We start from the raw sequence: 13801 nt of genomic DNA, 5'->3' as shown, positions 1-13801 counted from the left end.
TTTCTGGTGCCGGGCACCGCAAGAAAAAACCCGGCCGGAGCCGGGTCGCGAAGGCGTTCGAAATCAGGCTTTGAACCTGTCCTTCGCGCGCTTTGCAAAATCGTTGGTGTAGGTCTTCGCCAGGTCGATCCGGTCGGCCTTCACAGCGGTGTCGAAGCTCGCGATCGCAGCCAGTGCGGTCTTGGGGCCCTCCTCGGGCACTAGGCCGTCGGTGGCGATCGACTCGCGCACCTTGTCGAACGAGGCGAGATACAGCGCACGGTCGCCGAGCAGGTAGGTCTCGGGCACCGTCTTGATGATGTCGCCGGGCCCCGCCGTCTGCAGCCACTTGAGGCCGTGGACGATCGCGTTGGCCAGCGCCTGGCAGGTGTTGGGATTCTTCCGCACGAAGTCCATCGGCGCATAGAGGCACGCCGCGGGCATCGGGCCGCCGAATACCTGCTGCGTGCCTTTCAGCGTGCGCGTGTCGCTGATGATCTTCACGTCGCCCTTCTGCTCGAGCATGGTCATGACGGGGTCGGTGTTGCTGATCGCGTCGATCTGCCCCGAGCGCAGCGCCGTGAGCGCCCCTGCCGCGACGCCCACGCCGATGTAGCTCACGTCGCTGGCCTTGAGGCCGCCGCGCGACAGCACGAGGTTGGCCACCATGTTGGTCGACGAGCCCGGTGCCGAGACGCCGATCTTCTTGCCCTTGAGATCCGCGATGCCCGTGTAGCCCGCCATGTTCTTGGTCGACACGCCCACGGCGATCTGCGGTGCGCGGCCCTGCAGCACGAAGGCCTGAAAGAACTGGTTCTTCGCCTGCAGGTTGATGGTGTGCTCGTAGGCACCGGAACACACGTCGGCCGAGCCGCCGACCACCGCCTGCAGCGCACGCGCGCCGCCGGCAAAGTCAGAGATCTCGATCTCGAGCCCTTCGGCCTTGAAGTAGCCGAGCTGTTCGGAAATGGTGAGCGGCAGGTAGTAGAACGCCGCCTTGCCACCGACTGCAATGGAGATCTTCGTCTTCTCGAGCTTGGCTTGCGCAAAGACCCGCGGCAGTGCGACCGAGGCGGCAGCGACTGCGGATGCGGTGATAAGGGTTCTGCGATGAAGCATGGCGCGGTCCTGCGGGGCTCTTGGATTCTTGAATTGAATCGAGCTTAGGGGCGCGTGCCTGCGCTCGGCATCGGGGTCATCCCGTGCGGGTTTCCACGTAAGCATGAAGGCCTCTAACGAGGCCTCTGCAGAGCGGGCCGAGGCCCTCTTACGGCGCGATAAAAAGGATCGCGATGTTGACCAGGAAACCCAGCGCCCACACCGCGCTGCGTGCACCGCCGAGGCCCTTGATGTAGAGCGCGATGTAGGCGAGCCGCAGCACCACGTAGGCCGCCGCGAACATGTCGAGCCGAGCCTGCGCGGCACCGAGCTGATGCGCGATGATCACCGCGCCGATGAAGAACGGCAGGCCCTCGAAGCTGTTGGCCTGGGCGCTGTTGGCACGCGCGCGCCAGCCGCTCTGCTTGCTCGCCCAGTCGCGCGGATGCATGTTGTCGTGCGGGCCGAAGCTGCCGGCCTTCGCGGTCCATGCGGCGAGGTACGGCAAACCGCAGGCGATGAAGACACACCAGTAGGCGATGGTGAGGGACGAGAAGGTCATGGGGTTGTCTTCATTGCGCAGCGGCGGCTGCTTGCTATCGACGATCGACCAGCGCGTGCGCGATGGTGCCGAGGTCCACGTATTCGAGTTCGCTGCCGGCGGGCACGCCGCGCGCGAGCCGCGTGACGTTGAGGCCGCGCTGCTTCAGCGTTTCGCCGATCACGTGCGCGGTGGCCTCGCCTTCGGCCGTGAAGTTGGTCGCCAGGATGACCTCGCTGACCGTGCCGTCGAGCGCCCGCTCGAACAGCTTCTGCAAGCCGATGTCCTTCGGCCCGATACCGTCGAGCGGGCTGAGCTTTCCCATCAGCACGAAGTAGTAGCCACGGAACGCATTGGTGCGTTCGAGCGCGGCCTGGTCCGCCGGTGTCTCGACCACGCAGAGCTTGGTCGCGTCGCGTCGCGGGTCGAGGCACACATGGCACACCGGCGCTTCGGTAAAAGTGTTGCAGCGCTCGCAGTGGCGCACGCTGCCGGCCGCCTGCTGCAAGGCGCGCGACAGCAGCTGTGCGCCCTCGCGGTCGTGCTGCAGCAGGTGGAAGGCCATGCGCGAGGCCGACTTGACCCCCACACCCGGCAGGCGGCGCAATGCATCGACCAGCGCGTCGAGCGAACTGGCGTCGGCCATCCGTGGCTCAGAACGGCAGCTTCATGCCGGGCGGCAGGCCCGGCATGCCGGCCGTCAGCTTGCCCATCTTCTGCTCGCTCGTCTCCTCGGCCTTGCGCACCGCGGCATTGAAGGCGGCGGCCACCAGGTCTTCGAGCATGTCCTTGTCGTCGGCCAGCAGGCTCGGGTCGATGGTGATGCGCTTGACGTCGTGCTTGCAGGTCATCACGACCTTGACCAGGCCCGCGCCCGACTCGCCTTCGACCTCGATGGTGGCCAGTTCTTCCTGGGCCTTCTTGAGGTTGTCCTGCATTGCCTGCGCCTGCTTCATGAGGCCGGCCAGTTGTCCTTTGTTGAACATCGTTGGTCCTGAATGGTTGGGATGAATGAATGAAGAAAGGATAAGTGAGTGAGCGCCCGGTGCGTCGTGCGCCGATGCGGCCGGGTCAGGCCGGCTTGAGCGTTCCGGGCACGATCTTCGCATCGAATTCGCGCATCAGCATCTGCACCTCGGGGTCGTTGCGGATGGCCTCTTCGGCGACCCGCTGCCGCTCGTCGGCGGCCTGCTTGTTGCGGCGTGCGGGGCTGTCGACCACGGCGCCGATCTCGATCGCGAGCTTCACGCCGTGCCCGAGCGCGGCCAGCGCATCGGTGAGCTTCTCGCGCGCCGACGGCTGGTTGAGCAGTTCGCGTTCGACGCGCAGTATCCACTGGTCCACGTCGCGCGCCACGAGCTGCGACTGCAGCGCGAGTTCGCGTGCGAGCGCGCTGATGCTTTCGGCCGCCACCATCTGCGTGACCGTGGCATGCCAGAAGTCGCCGTCCTCGCTCGGCGGGATCGGCGCCGCGGGGCCGCGCTGCGCCTCGGGCCGCGGCACGTCGCGCTGGCCCGGCGGCGGCTGCACGCGCATCGGCACTGCGACCACCTTGGCCTCGCCCTCCACCGGCACCGCCCCTGCGGGCACCGGCGGCCGGGGTTCGTGGCGCCGGACCGGCTCGCTGACCACCGTCAGGCGCTGCACCGCCGGGGTGCCAGCGGGCGGCGGCACGGGCGCCGGGGCATCGGCGATCTGGCGCAGCGGCGGTGCAGCCACGGGGGCCGCAGCCGCGCGCGGGGCGTCATTCAGAGTTTTTTTTTCCGCGGAGGCCGAAGGGCCCGGGGTGGCGGCAGCGCCCGCTGACGGCTTGAACGCCAGCAAGCGCAGCAACACCATCGTGAGGGCGGCGTACTCGTCGGGCGCCAGGCCAAGCTCGCCGCGGCCGTGCAGGCAGAGGCTGTAGAGCAGCTGCGTTTCGTCGGCCGGCATCAGGGCCGCAAGGCGCGCGGTGTCGACCGCGTCGGGATCGGTGGCATCGGTGGCCGCTTCGGCGCGCGAGGGCACCGCCTGCAGCACCGCCATGGCCTGCAGCACCGCCGTCATTTCCTCGAGCGTCGAAGCCGCCGACATGCCGTCGACGCGCAACGCCTCCGAGGTGTCGACCACCGTCCGGCCGTCGCCCAGCGCCAGCGCCTCGATCAGCTTGAACACATGGCCTCGGTCCACGCTGCCGAGCATCTGGCGCACGCCGGCTTCGACCAGCTCGCCATTGCCGAAGGCGATCGCCTGGTCGGTCAGCGAGAGCGCATCGCGCATCGATCCGCGCGCGGCGCGCGCCAGCAGGCGCAGCGCCTGCGGTTCGGCCGGCACCTGCTCGGTCTGCAGCACGCTCGTGAGGTGTTCGAGCACCGTCTCGGGCGCCATCGGTCGCAGGTTGAACTGCAGGCAGCGCGACAGCACCGTGACCGGCACCTTCTGCGGATCGGTGGTCGCGAGCACGAACTTGAGGTATTCGGGCGGCTCCTCGAGCGTCTTCAGCATCGCGTTGAACGCGGTGTTGGTGAGCATGTGCACTTCGTCGATCATGAAGACCTTGAAGCGCCCCTGCACCGGCTTGTAGACCGCCTGCTCGAGCAGCGACTGCACCTCGTCCACGCCGCGGTTCGAGGCCGCGTCGAGTTCGGTGTAATCGACGAAGCGACCCGAGTCGATGTCCTTGCAGGCCTGGCACACGCCGCAGGGCGTGGCCGTGATCCCGCCCTGCCCGTCCGGCCCCTGGCAGTTGAGCGACTTGGCCAGGATGCGCGACACCGTGGTCTTGCCCACGCCGCGCGTGCCGGTGAAGAGATAGGCGTGGTGCAGGCGCTGCGTGGTCAGCGCGTTCTCGAGCGCCTGCACCACGTGCCCCTGGCCGACCATCTCACCGAAGGTTTTGGGACGGAACTTGCGAGCGAGCACGAGATAGGACATTGGGGGCATTCTAAAAGCCGCGGACCGGCGACTTCACGCTTGTTACCGCACGGTGCCACCGAAATCGCATTCACGCCCTCGCGGCGGGGGCAAGTTCACGCGGTTAGAATCGACCCTGACGGGCCTCCCTGCATGGTGAAGTGGCCAACCGGGTCAGGTGGGGAACCAAGCAGCCCTAACTGCGTAGTCAGTGCCAGGGGTAAGGCTCGTCAACTTCTTCAGCCGCTCGTTTCATCACTCACGCGAGTGAAACGAAACGCAGCGCGCCACGCGCCGCGGCCGCCCCGCTCGCCATCGACGCGGTCAGCAGATAGCCGCCGGTCGGCGCCTCCCAGTCGAGCATTTCCCCTGCCGCGAACACACCGGGCAATGCCGTCGCCATCAGCGCCGGATCGAGCGCATCGAAGCGCACACCGCCGGCAGTGCTGATCGCCTCGTCGACCGGCCGGGTCGCGACCAGCTTCAGCGGCACCGCCTTGATGGTGGCTGCGAGCTGCACCGGGTTCTGCATCGCTTCCTTGCTCAGCACTTCGTGCAACACGCCCGACTTGGTGCCTTCGATGCCGAGACGACTCTTGAGGTGGCTGCTCAACGAACGCGCGCCGCGCGGATGCTTCACCGCGGCGAGCACCTGCTCGGCGCTGCGGTCGGGGAGCAAGTCGAGCAGCAACGTCGCACTGCCGTTCGCGGCGATCTCGTCGCGCAGGAGCGCCGACGCCGCATAGACCAGGCTGCCTTCGATGCCCGTGGCCGTGGCGACGAACTCGCCCCTGCGGGCGAAGTGGCGCCCCTGACTGTCGGAGAAAGCGATCGCGACCGACTTGAAGGGCTGCCCCGCGAAGCGGCTCGAAAAATGTTCGCTCCAGCCTGCGCCGTCGAAGCCGCAGTTGGCGGGCAGCAGCGGCGCCACCGCCACGCCCTGTGCCTGCAGCCACGGTGCCCACGCGCCGTCGGAACCCAGGCGGGCCCAGCTCGCGCCGCCCAGCGCCAACACCACGGCATCCGCCTTGGCCATGACCTCGCCAGCGGGCGTGGCAAAGCGCAACGCGTTCGCATCGAATGCCCCCTCACCCCCCCAGCGATGCCGCATGTGGAACTGCACCCCCGCCGCGCGCAAGCGGTGCAGCCACGCGCGCAGCAGCGGCGCCGCCTTCATGTCGCTCGGGAACACCCGGCCCGAGGTACCGACGAAAGTGTCGATGCCAAGCCCGGCCGCCCATTCGCGCACCTGCTGCGGACCGAAAGCCGCGAGCATCGGTTCGAGCTGCGCGCGCCGTTCGCCGAAGCGCGTCACGAACACCTCGAAGGGCTCCGAGTGCGTGAGGTTCAGCCCGCCCCGGCCGGCCAGCAGGAACTTGCGGCCCACCGAGGGCATGGCGTCGTACAGGTGCACCTGTGCGCCGGAAGCGCTCAGGACTTCGGCCGCCATGAGGCCGGCGGGTCCGCCGCCAATGACGGCGACGGTGGGAGAAACAGTCATTCGAGATTCACCAGTTCGCCCTGCCCGGTGAGGAACGCGACGCGCACCGTGGCACCAGGATAGGCATGTTGCACTGCCGCGCGGTAGCGCTGCATCTGTGCGATCAGCAGCGCATCCCGCTCGGGACGCGCGGCCGACTTGTAGTCGAGGATCCACCAGGCGCCGCTGTCGCGCTCGCGCACGAGTCGGTCGATGCGCAGGGTTTCGCCTTCGTGCACGAGCGTGACCTCGTTGCCGTGCCAGTCGATCCTCCGATCGTCCCACACCCAGGCGCCGGCTCCCGCGCGGATGCGTTCGGCCAGCACGGCCGCGCCGCGTGCCTGTTGCGGCTCGAGCATGAATTCGCGCGCCACGGCACGCACATGCGCAGCCGGCAGCGCCTCGCCCGGCACGGCCCATTCGAGCAGGCGGTGCATGGCTTGCCCGAACGCGGCAGCGCGCGCATCGGCCGTGGCGGCCGCTGCCTTCCTGGCGGCTGCCGGCGCGGAAAGCCCGGCTGGCAGCAGCGGCAGTTGCTTCAGCACGAAGCTGCCCGTCGGCGTCTCGAGCGGCAGCGCGGCGACCGGCTCGTCGGCCTCGACGTGCGTGCAGGCCGGCGCGAGCCGCGTCCACCAGCTGCCCTCGTTGGCGCGCGCCGGGCGCACCGACGACAGCACCAGCCGCTCCCGCGCGCGCGTGGTGGCCACGTAGAGGCCGTTGAGCTCCTCGCGGTGGCGCGCCCGCTGTTCCTCGTCGAGCAGCGTGGCGGCACAGCCGGGCGGCGTCTTTTCGCTCGCGAGGAACACGAAGCGTGTGGGCGCACTGTCGCTGCCCTTCCATTCGACGAGCACGCCCATGGTCTGCGCACGCGACGGCGGCGCGTCGCAGTCGAGCATGAGCACGGTGTCGGCTTCGAGGCCCTTGGCGCCATGCACCGTGAGCAGTTGCACCGCGTCGGGCGCGGCCACCGAGGGCGCCCTGACGCCGCCCGCGCGCAGCGCACGCACCAGTGCATACGGCGTGGTGAAGCGTGCGCCATCGATCTCGAGCGAGGCCGCGAGCAGGCCGCGCAGGTTGGCGAGCGCGCCCTGCCGCATGGCCGGCGGCATGGCGGCGCCGAAGCGCGCCAGCACGTCGCCGTCGTGGAAGATCGCATCGAGCGCATCGTGCGGCGGCAGGTTCACGAGCCAGCGCTGCCAGCGCTTGAGCCGGATGCCGGCCTCGACCAGCGCCGGCGGCAGGTTCTCGCCCTTCTGCAACAGTCCGAACCAGCTCACCGACGGCAACTCGCGCTGCCGCAGCGCCAGCTGCACGAGCGCGTCGTCACCGATGCCGAAAAGCGGCGACTTGAGCGCGCGCGCCAGCGAGAGGTCGTGCGCGGGCGAGACCAGCGCATCGATCAGCGCCACCACGTCCTGCACCTCGGGCGCGTCGTGCAGTTCGTTCTTCTCGGGCTGCTGCACGGGGATGTGAAGGCTGCGCAGCGCGTCCTGCATGGCCGCGAGCCGGCTGCGCCGGCGCGCGAGCACCATGATCTGCCGCGGCGCGGTGCCGTCGGCAATGCACTGCGCGATCCAGCGCGCGGCCTGCTCGCATTCCTTCTGCAGCAATTGCTCCTCGGGCAGCACGCGCGGCGTGACGAGGCTGTCGCGCCAATGCAGCATGCCTTCGTCGGGCGGTAGCCCGGCTTGGGCCATGGCTGATTCGAGCGCATCGCGTTCGATGGGCGGTAGCTTGAGCAGCTCGCCTTCGTCCTGGCGTTCGGTGGTGTGCGCGCGGTAGCCATCGAACTCGCCTGCATCCTGCGCGACGAGCATGGCCTGATTGACCAACCCGACGATCTTGCGCGCGTTGCGGTGCGTGTGGTCGCAGTTGAGCAGCTCGCCGCCCAGGCCCTCGCGCACGAACTTCTTCGCGGCGATGAACACCTGTGGCTCGGCACGGCGGAAGCGGTAGATGCTCTGCTTCGGGTCGCCGACGATGAAGACGCGCGGCGCGCTGCCGCCGGCGCCGGTGTAGGCGCTGAGCCAGCCGTAGAGCGCCTGCCACTGCAGCGGGTTGGTGTCCTGGAATTCGTCGATGAGCAGGTGCGCCACGTGCGCATCGAGCCGCTCCTGCACCCAGCCCGAGAGCGCCGACTGGCCCAGCAGCAGTTGCGCGGCCTGCTCGACGTCGTTCATGTCGACCCAGCCGTGGGCGCGCTTGACGTCGGCGAAGGCCGCCACCAGCAGCCGCGTGAGCCGCGTCATGCGCTGCTGGTAGAGCCAGGCCGCATGCTGCGCCTGCGCGGCGCAGAGCGTCTGCAGTTCGGCTTCGGCCTCCTGCGCGGCGGGGAATTTCTGCAGGTTCTTGTTGAGGCGGTCTTCGGTCGCGACGAAGAAGTTCTTGCGCAGGTGCGACAGCGCGGCCGCGAGCGAATCGCGCGCCGGCTCGCCGGTGCCGAACACGTCGATGATCGCCTCGGCCGCCTTCTGCGGCGTCTTGTTGGCCTCGCGGCCGAGCGCGGCGGCGCGGTCGAGCCAGCGCCGCCGGGCCGACTCGCCGCGCAGCGCGTCGGTCGGCTCGTCGAGTCCCGCGAGCGATGAAAATCGCACGCCGAAAGGCTCCACCGCCGCGGCGGGGTCGGCCAGCGAGAACTCGACGCGTCGCGTGAGGGCCTCGCCGAGCGCCTTGGCGGTCTGCGAGCGGCCATAGGTCGCGACCACGGCGTAATAGTCGGCCAATGCCTGCCGGTCGGCCGTCACGGCTTCGAAGAACGGACGCCAGGTGCGTGCACGCGCCTCGGCATCGTCCTCGAGCAGTTCGTAGTTCGCGGGCAGCCCGAGTTCGCGCAGCACCGCGAGCGGCGCATTGCGCAGCAGGCCCGCAAACCAGGCATGGAAGGTTCGGAACTGCACCGGCCGGCCGCCTTCGAGCAGGCGCCGGTAGAGGCCTTGCAGGCGCGGCACGGCGGCCAGCGCGGCATCGGGCGCTACACCGCGGACCACGAGTTCGCGCATCAGCTCCTCGGGGTTGCGCTCGGCGAACTGTTCGAGCCACTGGTCGAGCCGCTCGCGCATTTCCCCGGCCGCCTTCTTGGTGAAGGTGATCGCGAGGATCTCGTGCGGCTCGCAGGCCGACTCGCCCTCTTCGAGCAGCGCGCGCAGGATGCGCGAGACCAGCATCCAGGTCTTGCCCGCACCGGCGCAGGCCTCGACCGCGACGGAGCGCCGCGGATCGCAGGCGACGGTGTAGAACGCCTCGCGCGTGACGTGGCGGCCGTTGTGTTCGTAGGCGGCGCCGTTCATGCCTTGCCTCCCGCAACGATGGGCGCCGCATCGGCCCAGAAGTCCTTGCGGCACAGGCCGCGCGCCGCGCAGTACTCGCACACGGCGCCCTCCCCCAGCGGCGGCAGCGGCGCGCCCCCGGCGATGCGCGTGAAGTCGTCGAGGATGCCGGCCACGAGCACGTCGCGCGCCGGCCCGACGAGCGGCTGCTCGACCGTCTGCGTGCCCGACGATTTCTCGCCGACATTGACGTAGGCCGCGCGCAGCGTGTCGTCGGCCAGCAGTGCCGCATAGAACGCGAGCTGCGTGTCCTCGGCCGGGTCCTTCACGCGTTCCTTGGTGACCGCGGCCGACTCGGTCTTGTAGTCGATCACGAAGGCCTGGCCGCCGGGCATCCGGTCGATGCGGTCGAGCCGGCCGACGAGTTGCAGGTTGCCGAGCGGCAGTTCCTTCCAGGGCTCGGATTCGTCGAACACCGCGCCGCTCGCCTCGTGGCCTGCCAGCCATTGAAGATAGCCGTCGCGCACCGCCGGCCAGGCCGCGGCGAACGGCAGGAACTCGGCGTCCGAGAGCGCGAACTCGCGCGTGGCGCGTTCCGACGCTGCGGTGATCAGCGCCACGCGTTCCGGCAGCTCGCTGGTGGGCGCGGTCTTGAGCGCGTCATGGAAATGGCCCAGCACCGCATGCAGCCAGTTGCCGAAGTCGCGCTTGTCGATTTCGGCGTCGAGCTCGTCGGCACTGCGCAGTCCCAGCTGGCGCAAGGCGAAGAAGCGGTACGGACAGCGGCGCAGGTCTTCGTAGACGCTGGTCGAGATGTTCTTGAGCGGCAACAGCGCGCCCGAGGGTGTCGGACACGGGGTCGGGTCGAGCGCGACGTCGCGCGGCAGGCGCGGATCGTCGCCAGGCTGCAGCGCATGGTCGAGCTGCAGCGCCTGCACCAGCGGACTCGGGCGGACCGGTTCGCCGCTGGCGTCCGACTGGCGCCAGAGCACTTCGCAGCAGGGATTGCACAGCGCCGCGGCCCAGGCCGAGCGCTGCGCAGCCTCGAGCGTCTCGCGCGCGGCGAGCCCCAGCTCGGCGCGCTGCGCGGCGCTCCAGTTGCCGGGTGGTTCGGGCGATGCGGGCAGGCGCCGGTCGTCGCAGCCGGGGATCACCACGGCGGCGAAGGTGCGGCCCAGCAGCTGGTGCAGCGGCAGCACCACGACCTGCGGCAGCTCGCTGCCCGCGGGCGGCACGAAGCTCGCGTCTTCCAGCACGTCGCGGACCCAGGCGGTGAACTCGGCGAGCGTGTGGCGTCCGCCCGGAAAATCGCCCTCTTCGCCGTGCGCGTCGGCATCGAGCCAGAGCGCGGCGATCACCTTGGCGCCGGCCATGTCGGCCGCGAGCGGCGCCCACTGGCCACCGGCGTCGAGCAGCTCGCGCAGCGCGCGCAGCCAGTCGGCCAGCGGCCGCGCCCGGGCCATGGCCATGCGGCGGCCTTCGATGCCTTCGGTGAACGCGAGCAAGGCCACGTCCTGCGGCTTCTCGCTGCGCGCCACCTGCGCGCACCAGGCCGACCATTCGCGCACGCCTTCGCGCCGCAGCCGCGCCTCGAGCGCCTGCACGGCCATCGCATCGCCATCGGCGCCGCTCTTGAGCCATTCGAGCACAGCGTCGCTGCCGGCATCGTGCGCGCAGGCGCGCAGCGCGCTCATCAGGGCAGCGGCGGCGCGCGTGGTGGACAGCTTCCATCCGGTCTCGTCGTGCGCCACCACGCCGCGGGCCTGCAACTGCGCGCCGATGCGGCGCGTGAGCGCGCGGTCGGTCGCGATCAGCGCGACGGGCTCGCGGCCCTCGGCCAGGTGCCGCAGCACGCAGGCGGCCGCGAGTTGGGCCTCGTCCTCGGCATCGGTGGCCACATGCGCGCCCACCGCCCTGGCCGCAGACGCCGCGGGCACCAGCGACAGATGGACCGCGCGGTCGCCCCAGAGCGCGCACAGCGTCTGCGTCAGCGGATCGGTTTGGAAGCCCTCGAGCGCGATCAGCGCATCGACCTGCGTGCGCACGCCGTCGCGCAGCAGCACGTCGGTGGCGTAGCCCGAATTGGCCGCCCAGGCCACGGCCACGCGGACCAGCGCGCTCTCGAGGCGGAACCACTCCGACTCGCTGCCCGCTTCGGCCACGCGCGCCGCGCGCTGCGCCCATTCGCCGCCGCGCGCCTCGGGCGATGCCGCGGCCGCGAGCGGTGCGAGCTGGTAGGCCAGCTCGACCACGCGCCCCGCCAGCGCGAAACGCTCGGCGGCAAAGCCGGCCTGTGACAGCAGCGCCTGGGCGGTGACGAGATCGCGCGCCATGTCGAAAGCGATGTCGTAGCCGGTGGGCAGGAAGCCCTCGAGGCTGCGCGCCCAGTTGCGTGTGGTCTCGAAGCGGGGCGCAAAGCCGGCATGGCCGCAGCGCGACCACATCGCGTGCGCCACGCCCATGAGCTGCGCATAAGGCACCAGCACCACCGTGCGCGCCGCATGCAGCTCGCGCTCGGCGACGACGCGCGCAATGCGCGCGATCACGCCGTCGGCGGGGTCGCACCACAGGGCCTGGACGGGGTGTCCTTCGTTCATGTTCTCTCGGGGGGTTTGAAGCGTGGGGAAAGCGTGGGAAGAGCGTCGCACCAAGGGCTTTTGCTATCGGCGCGATAGCGTTCCGCCAGCCACGCCGCCCCTTGGTTTCTGTCACAATGACCAGCACTTTAGCTGCACCGAAACCTCTCCGCGCACAAGGACACATCCATGGCCAGCGACCTGATCAAACACATCTCCGATTCCTCGTTCGAAGCCGACGTGCTCAAGTCCAGCCAGCCCGTGCTGGTCGACTACTGGGCCGAATGGTGCGGCCCGTGCAAGATGATCGCCCCGATCCTCGACGAAGTCTCGACCGCCTACGAAGGCAAGCTGCAGATCGCGAAGATGAACGTCGACGAGAACCGCGACATCCCGGCCAAATTCGGCATCCGCGGCATCCCCACGCTGATGCTGTTCAAGGACGGCCAGCTGGCCGCCACCAAGGTCGGCGCCATGAGCAAGGCACAGCTCACCGCGTTCATCGACCAGCAACTCGCCTGATGCATTTCAGGCGGCCAGCGCGCAACGCGCTGGCCCTTGCGCTTTTTTTCCTGTCATAATCTCCCGCAGATCACCGGATCATTCAGGTCCGGTCGAATTCCCCGGTTTGTGCGGCAACTCTCGCCGCACATCAAACCTCCCCCCGTTTGTTCGATCGATTACCCCGCGAGGGGTCATTCCATGCACTTAAACGAACTCAAGGCACTCCACGTGTCTGAAGTCCTCAAGCAAGCCGAGGCTCTTGAAATCGAAAACGTCGGCCGCATGCGCAAGCAGGAGCTGATGTTCGCGATCATCAAGAAACGCGCCAAGGCCGGCGAGCAGGTCTTCGCCGACGGTGTGCTCGAAATCCTGCCCGACGGCTTCGGCTTTCTGCGCAGCCCCGACACCAGCTTCACCGCCAGCACCGACGACATCTACATCTCGCCGAGCCAGGTGCGCCGCTTCAACCTGCACACCGGCGACATGATCGAAGGCGAGGTGCGCACGCCCAAGGACGGCGAGCGCTACTTCGCGCTGACCAAGCTCGACAAGGTCAACGACGGTCCGCCCGAGCAGAACAAGCACAAGGTGATGTTCGAGAACCTGACGCCGCTGTTCCCCAAGGTGCAGATGAAGCTCGAGCGCGACGGCATCAAGAGCGAAGAGAACATCACCGGCCGCGTCATCGACATCATCGCCCCCATCGGCAAGGGCCAGCGCGCCCTGCTCGTGGCGCCGCCCAAGAGCGGCAAGACGGTGATGATGCAGCACATCGCCCACGCGATCAGCGCCAACTATCCCGAAGTGCACATGATGGTGCTGCTGGTGGACGAGCGGCCCGAAGAAGTGACTGAGATGCAGCGCACCGTCAAGGGCGAAGTCATCGCGTCGACCTTCGACGAACCCGCGGCGCGCCACGTGCACGTGGCCGAAATGGTCATCGAGCGCGCCAAGCGCCTGGTCGAGCTCAAGAAGGACGTCGTGATCCTGCTCGACTCGATCACCCGCCTTGCCCGTGCCTACAACAACGTCGTGCCCTCGTCGGGCAAGGTGCTCACCGGCGGTGTCGACTCCAACGCGCTGCAGCGCCCCAAGCGCTTCCTGGGCGCGGCGCGCAACGTGGAAGAAGGCGGCTCGCTGACCATCATCGGCACCGCGCTGATCGACACCGGCAGCCGCATGGACGAAGTGATCTTCGAGGAGTTCAAGGGCACCGGCAACTCCGAAATCCACCTCGACCGCCGCCTCTACGAAAAGCGCGTGTTCCCCTCGATCCAGCTCAACCGCAGCGGCACGCGCCGCGAAGAGCTGCTGCTGGCTCCCGAGATCCTGCAGAAGACCCGCATCCTGCGCCAGCTCATGTACAACATGGACGAGATCGAGTCGATGGAGCTGATGCTCAAGAACATGAAGGCGACGAAGACCAATGTCGAGTTCTTCGACATGATGCGTCGCGGCGGCTAGC

10 protein-coding genes and 1 other RNA gene are annotated in these 13801 nt (G+C 68.9%); 3 read left to right on the top strand and 8 right to left on the bottom strand.

The window, feature by feature from the left end; all coding sequences use genetic code 11:
* Nucleotides 1-63: 63 nt before the first annotated feature.
* The 5 genes from AC3A6J_RS05420 to dnaX form a co-directional block, all read right to left on the bottom strand.
* The gene (locus AC3A6J_RS05420; protein WP_487858885.1) at nucleotides 64-1098 is read right to left on the bottom strand and encodes an ABC transporter substrate-binding protein; all 1035 of its coding nucleotides are present in this window, start codon (nucleotides 1096-1098) and stop codon (nucleotides 64-66) included.
* A 148-nt stretch (nucleotides 1099-1246) separates the two neighbouring features.
* Nucleotides 1247-1639: an MAPEG family protein gene (locus tag AC3A6J_RS05415; protein ID WP_487858884.1), complete on the bottom strand. Its 393-nt coding sequence runs from the start codon at nucleotides 1637-1639 to the stop codon at nucleotides 1247-1249.
* 34 nt (nucleotides 1640-1673) lie between these two features.
* Nucleotides 1674-2264: a recombination mediator RecR gene (gene recR / locus AC3A6J_RS05410; RefSeq protein WP_487858883.1), complete on the bottom strand. Its 591-nt coding sequence runs from the start codon at nucleotides 2262-2264 to the stop codon at nucleotides 1674-1676.
* 7 nt (nucleotides 2265-2271) lie between these two features.
* Complete coding sequence (locus tag AC3A6J_RS05405; RefSeq protein WP_012747441.1) at nucleotides 2272-2604, bottom strand: YbaB/EbfC family nucleoid-associated protein; 333 nt, start codon at nucleotides 2602-2604, stop codon at nucleotides 2272-2274.
* Nucleotides 2605-2689: 85 nt separating this feature from the next.
* Nucleotides 2690-4531 carry a DNA polymerase III subunit gamma/tau gene (gene dnaX / locus AC3A6J_RS05400; RefSeq protein ID WP_487858882.1) on the bottom strand — a complete coding sequence of 614 codons (1842 nt, stop codon included), beginning with the start codon at nucleotides 4529-4531 and terminating at the stop codon, nucleotides 2690-2692.
* Nucleotides 4532-4648: 117 nt separating this feature from the next.
* Between dnaX and ffs the strand changes: the two genes are divergently transcribed.
* An RNA gene (ffs, locus tag AC3A6J_RS05395) (signal recognition particle sRNA small type) lies at nucleotides 4649-4745 on the top strand.
* 24 nt (nucleotides 4746-4769) lie between these two features.
* Here ffs and AC3A6J_RS05390 read toward each other — a convergent pair.
* From AC3A6J_RS05390 to AC3A6J_RS05380, 3 genes are read right to left on the bottom strand one after another with little or no spacing between them, the layout of a single operon-like run.
* Nucleotides 4770-6011, bottom strand: a complete 1242-nt coding sequence (locus AC3A6J_RS05390) for a TIGR03862 family flavoprotein (protein WP_487858881.1) — start codon at nucleotides 6009-6011, stop codon at nucleotides 4770-4772.
* Nucleotides 6008-9277 (bottom strand): UvrD-helicase domain-containing protein, encoded by a 3270-nt coding sequence (locus tag AC3A6J_RS05385; RefSeq protein ID WP_487858880.1) that lies wholly within the window; start codon nucleotides 9275-9277, stop codon nucleotides 6008-6010. Before AC3A6J_RS05385 ends, AC3A6J_RS05390 begins: the two co-directional genes overlap by 4 nt.
* Nucleotides 9274-11853 (bottom strand): PD-(D/E)XK nuclease family protein, encoded by a 2580-nt coding sequence (locus tag AC3A6J_RS05380; protein WP_487858879.1) that lies wholly within the window; start codon nucleotides 11851-11853, stop codon nucleotides 9274-9276. Before AC3A6J_RS05380 ends, AC3A6J_RS05385 begins: the two co-directional genes overlap by 4 nt.
* 168 nt (nucleotides 11854-12021) lie before the next feature.
* Between AC3A6J_RS05380 and trxA the strand changes: the two genes are divergently transcribed.
* Nucleotides 12022-12354 (top strand): thioredoxin TrxA, encoded by a 333-nt coding sequence (trxA, locus tag AC3A6J_RS05375; protein ID WP_280816965.1) that lies wholly within the window; start codon nucleotides 12022-12024, stop codon nucleotides 12352-12354.
* Nucleotides 12355-12534: 180 nt separating this feature from the next.
* A complete protein-coding gene (gene rho, locus AC3A6J_RS05370; RefSeq protein ID WP_487858878.1) occupies nucleotides 12535-13800 on the top strand; it encodes a transcription termination factor Rho in 1266 nt (421 codons plus the stop codon).
* The last annotated feature ends 1 nt before the right edge of the window (nucleotide 13801 follow it).

Source organism: Variovorax sp. Soil_C_39 (genome assembly GCF_057656815.1).
The sequence above is the reverse complement of the archived record's forward strand: the minus strand, read 5'-3'. Positions and strand labels throughout refer to the sequence as shown.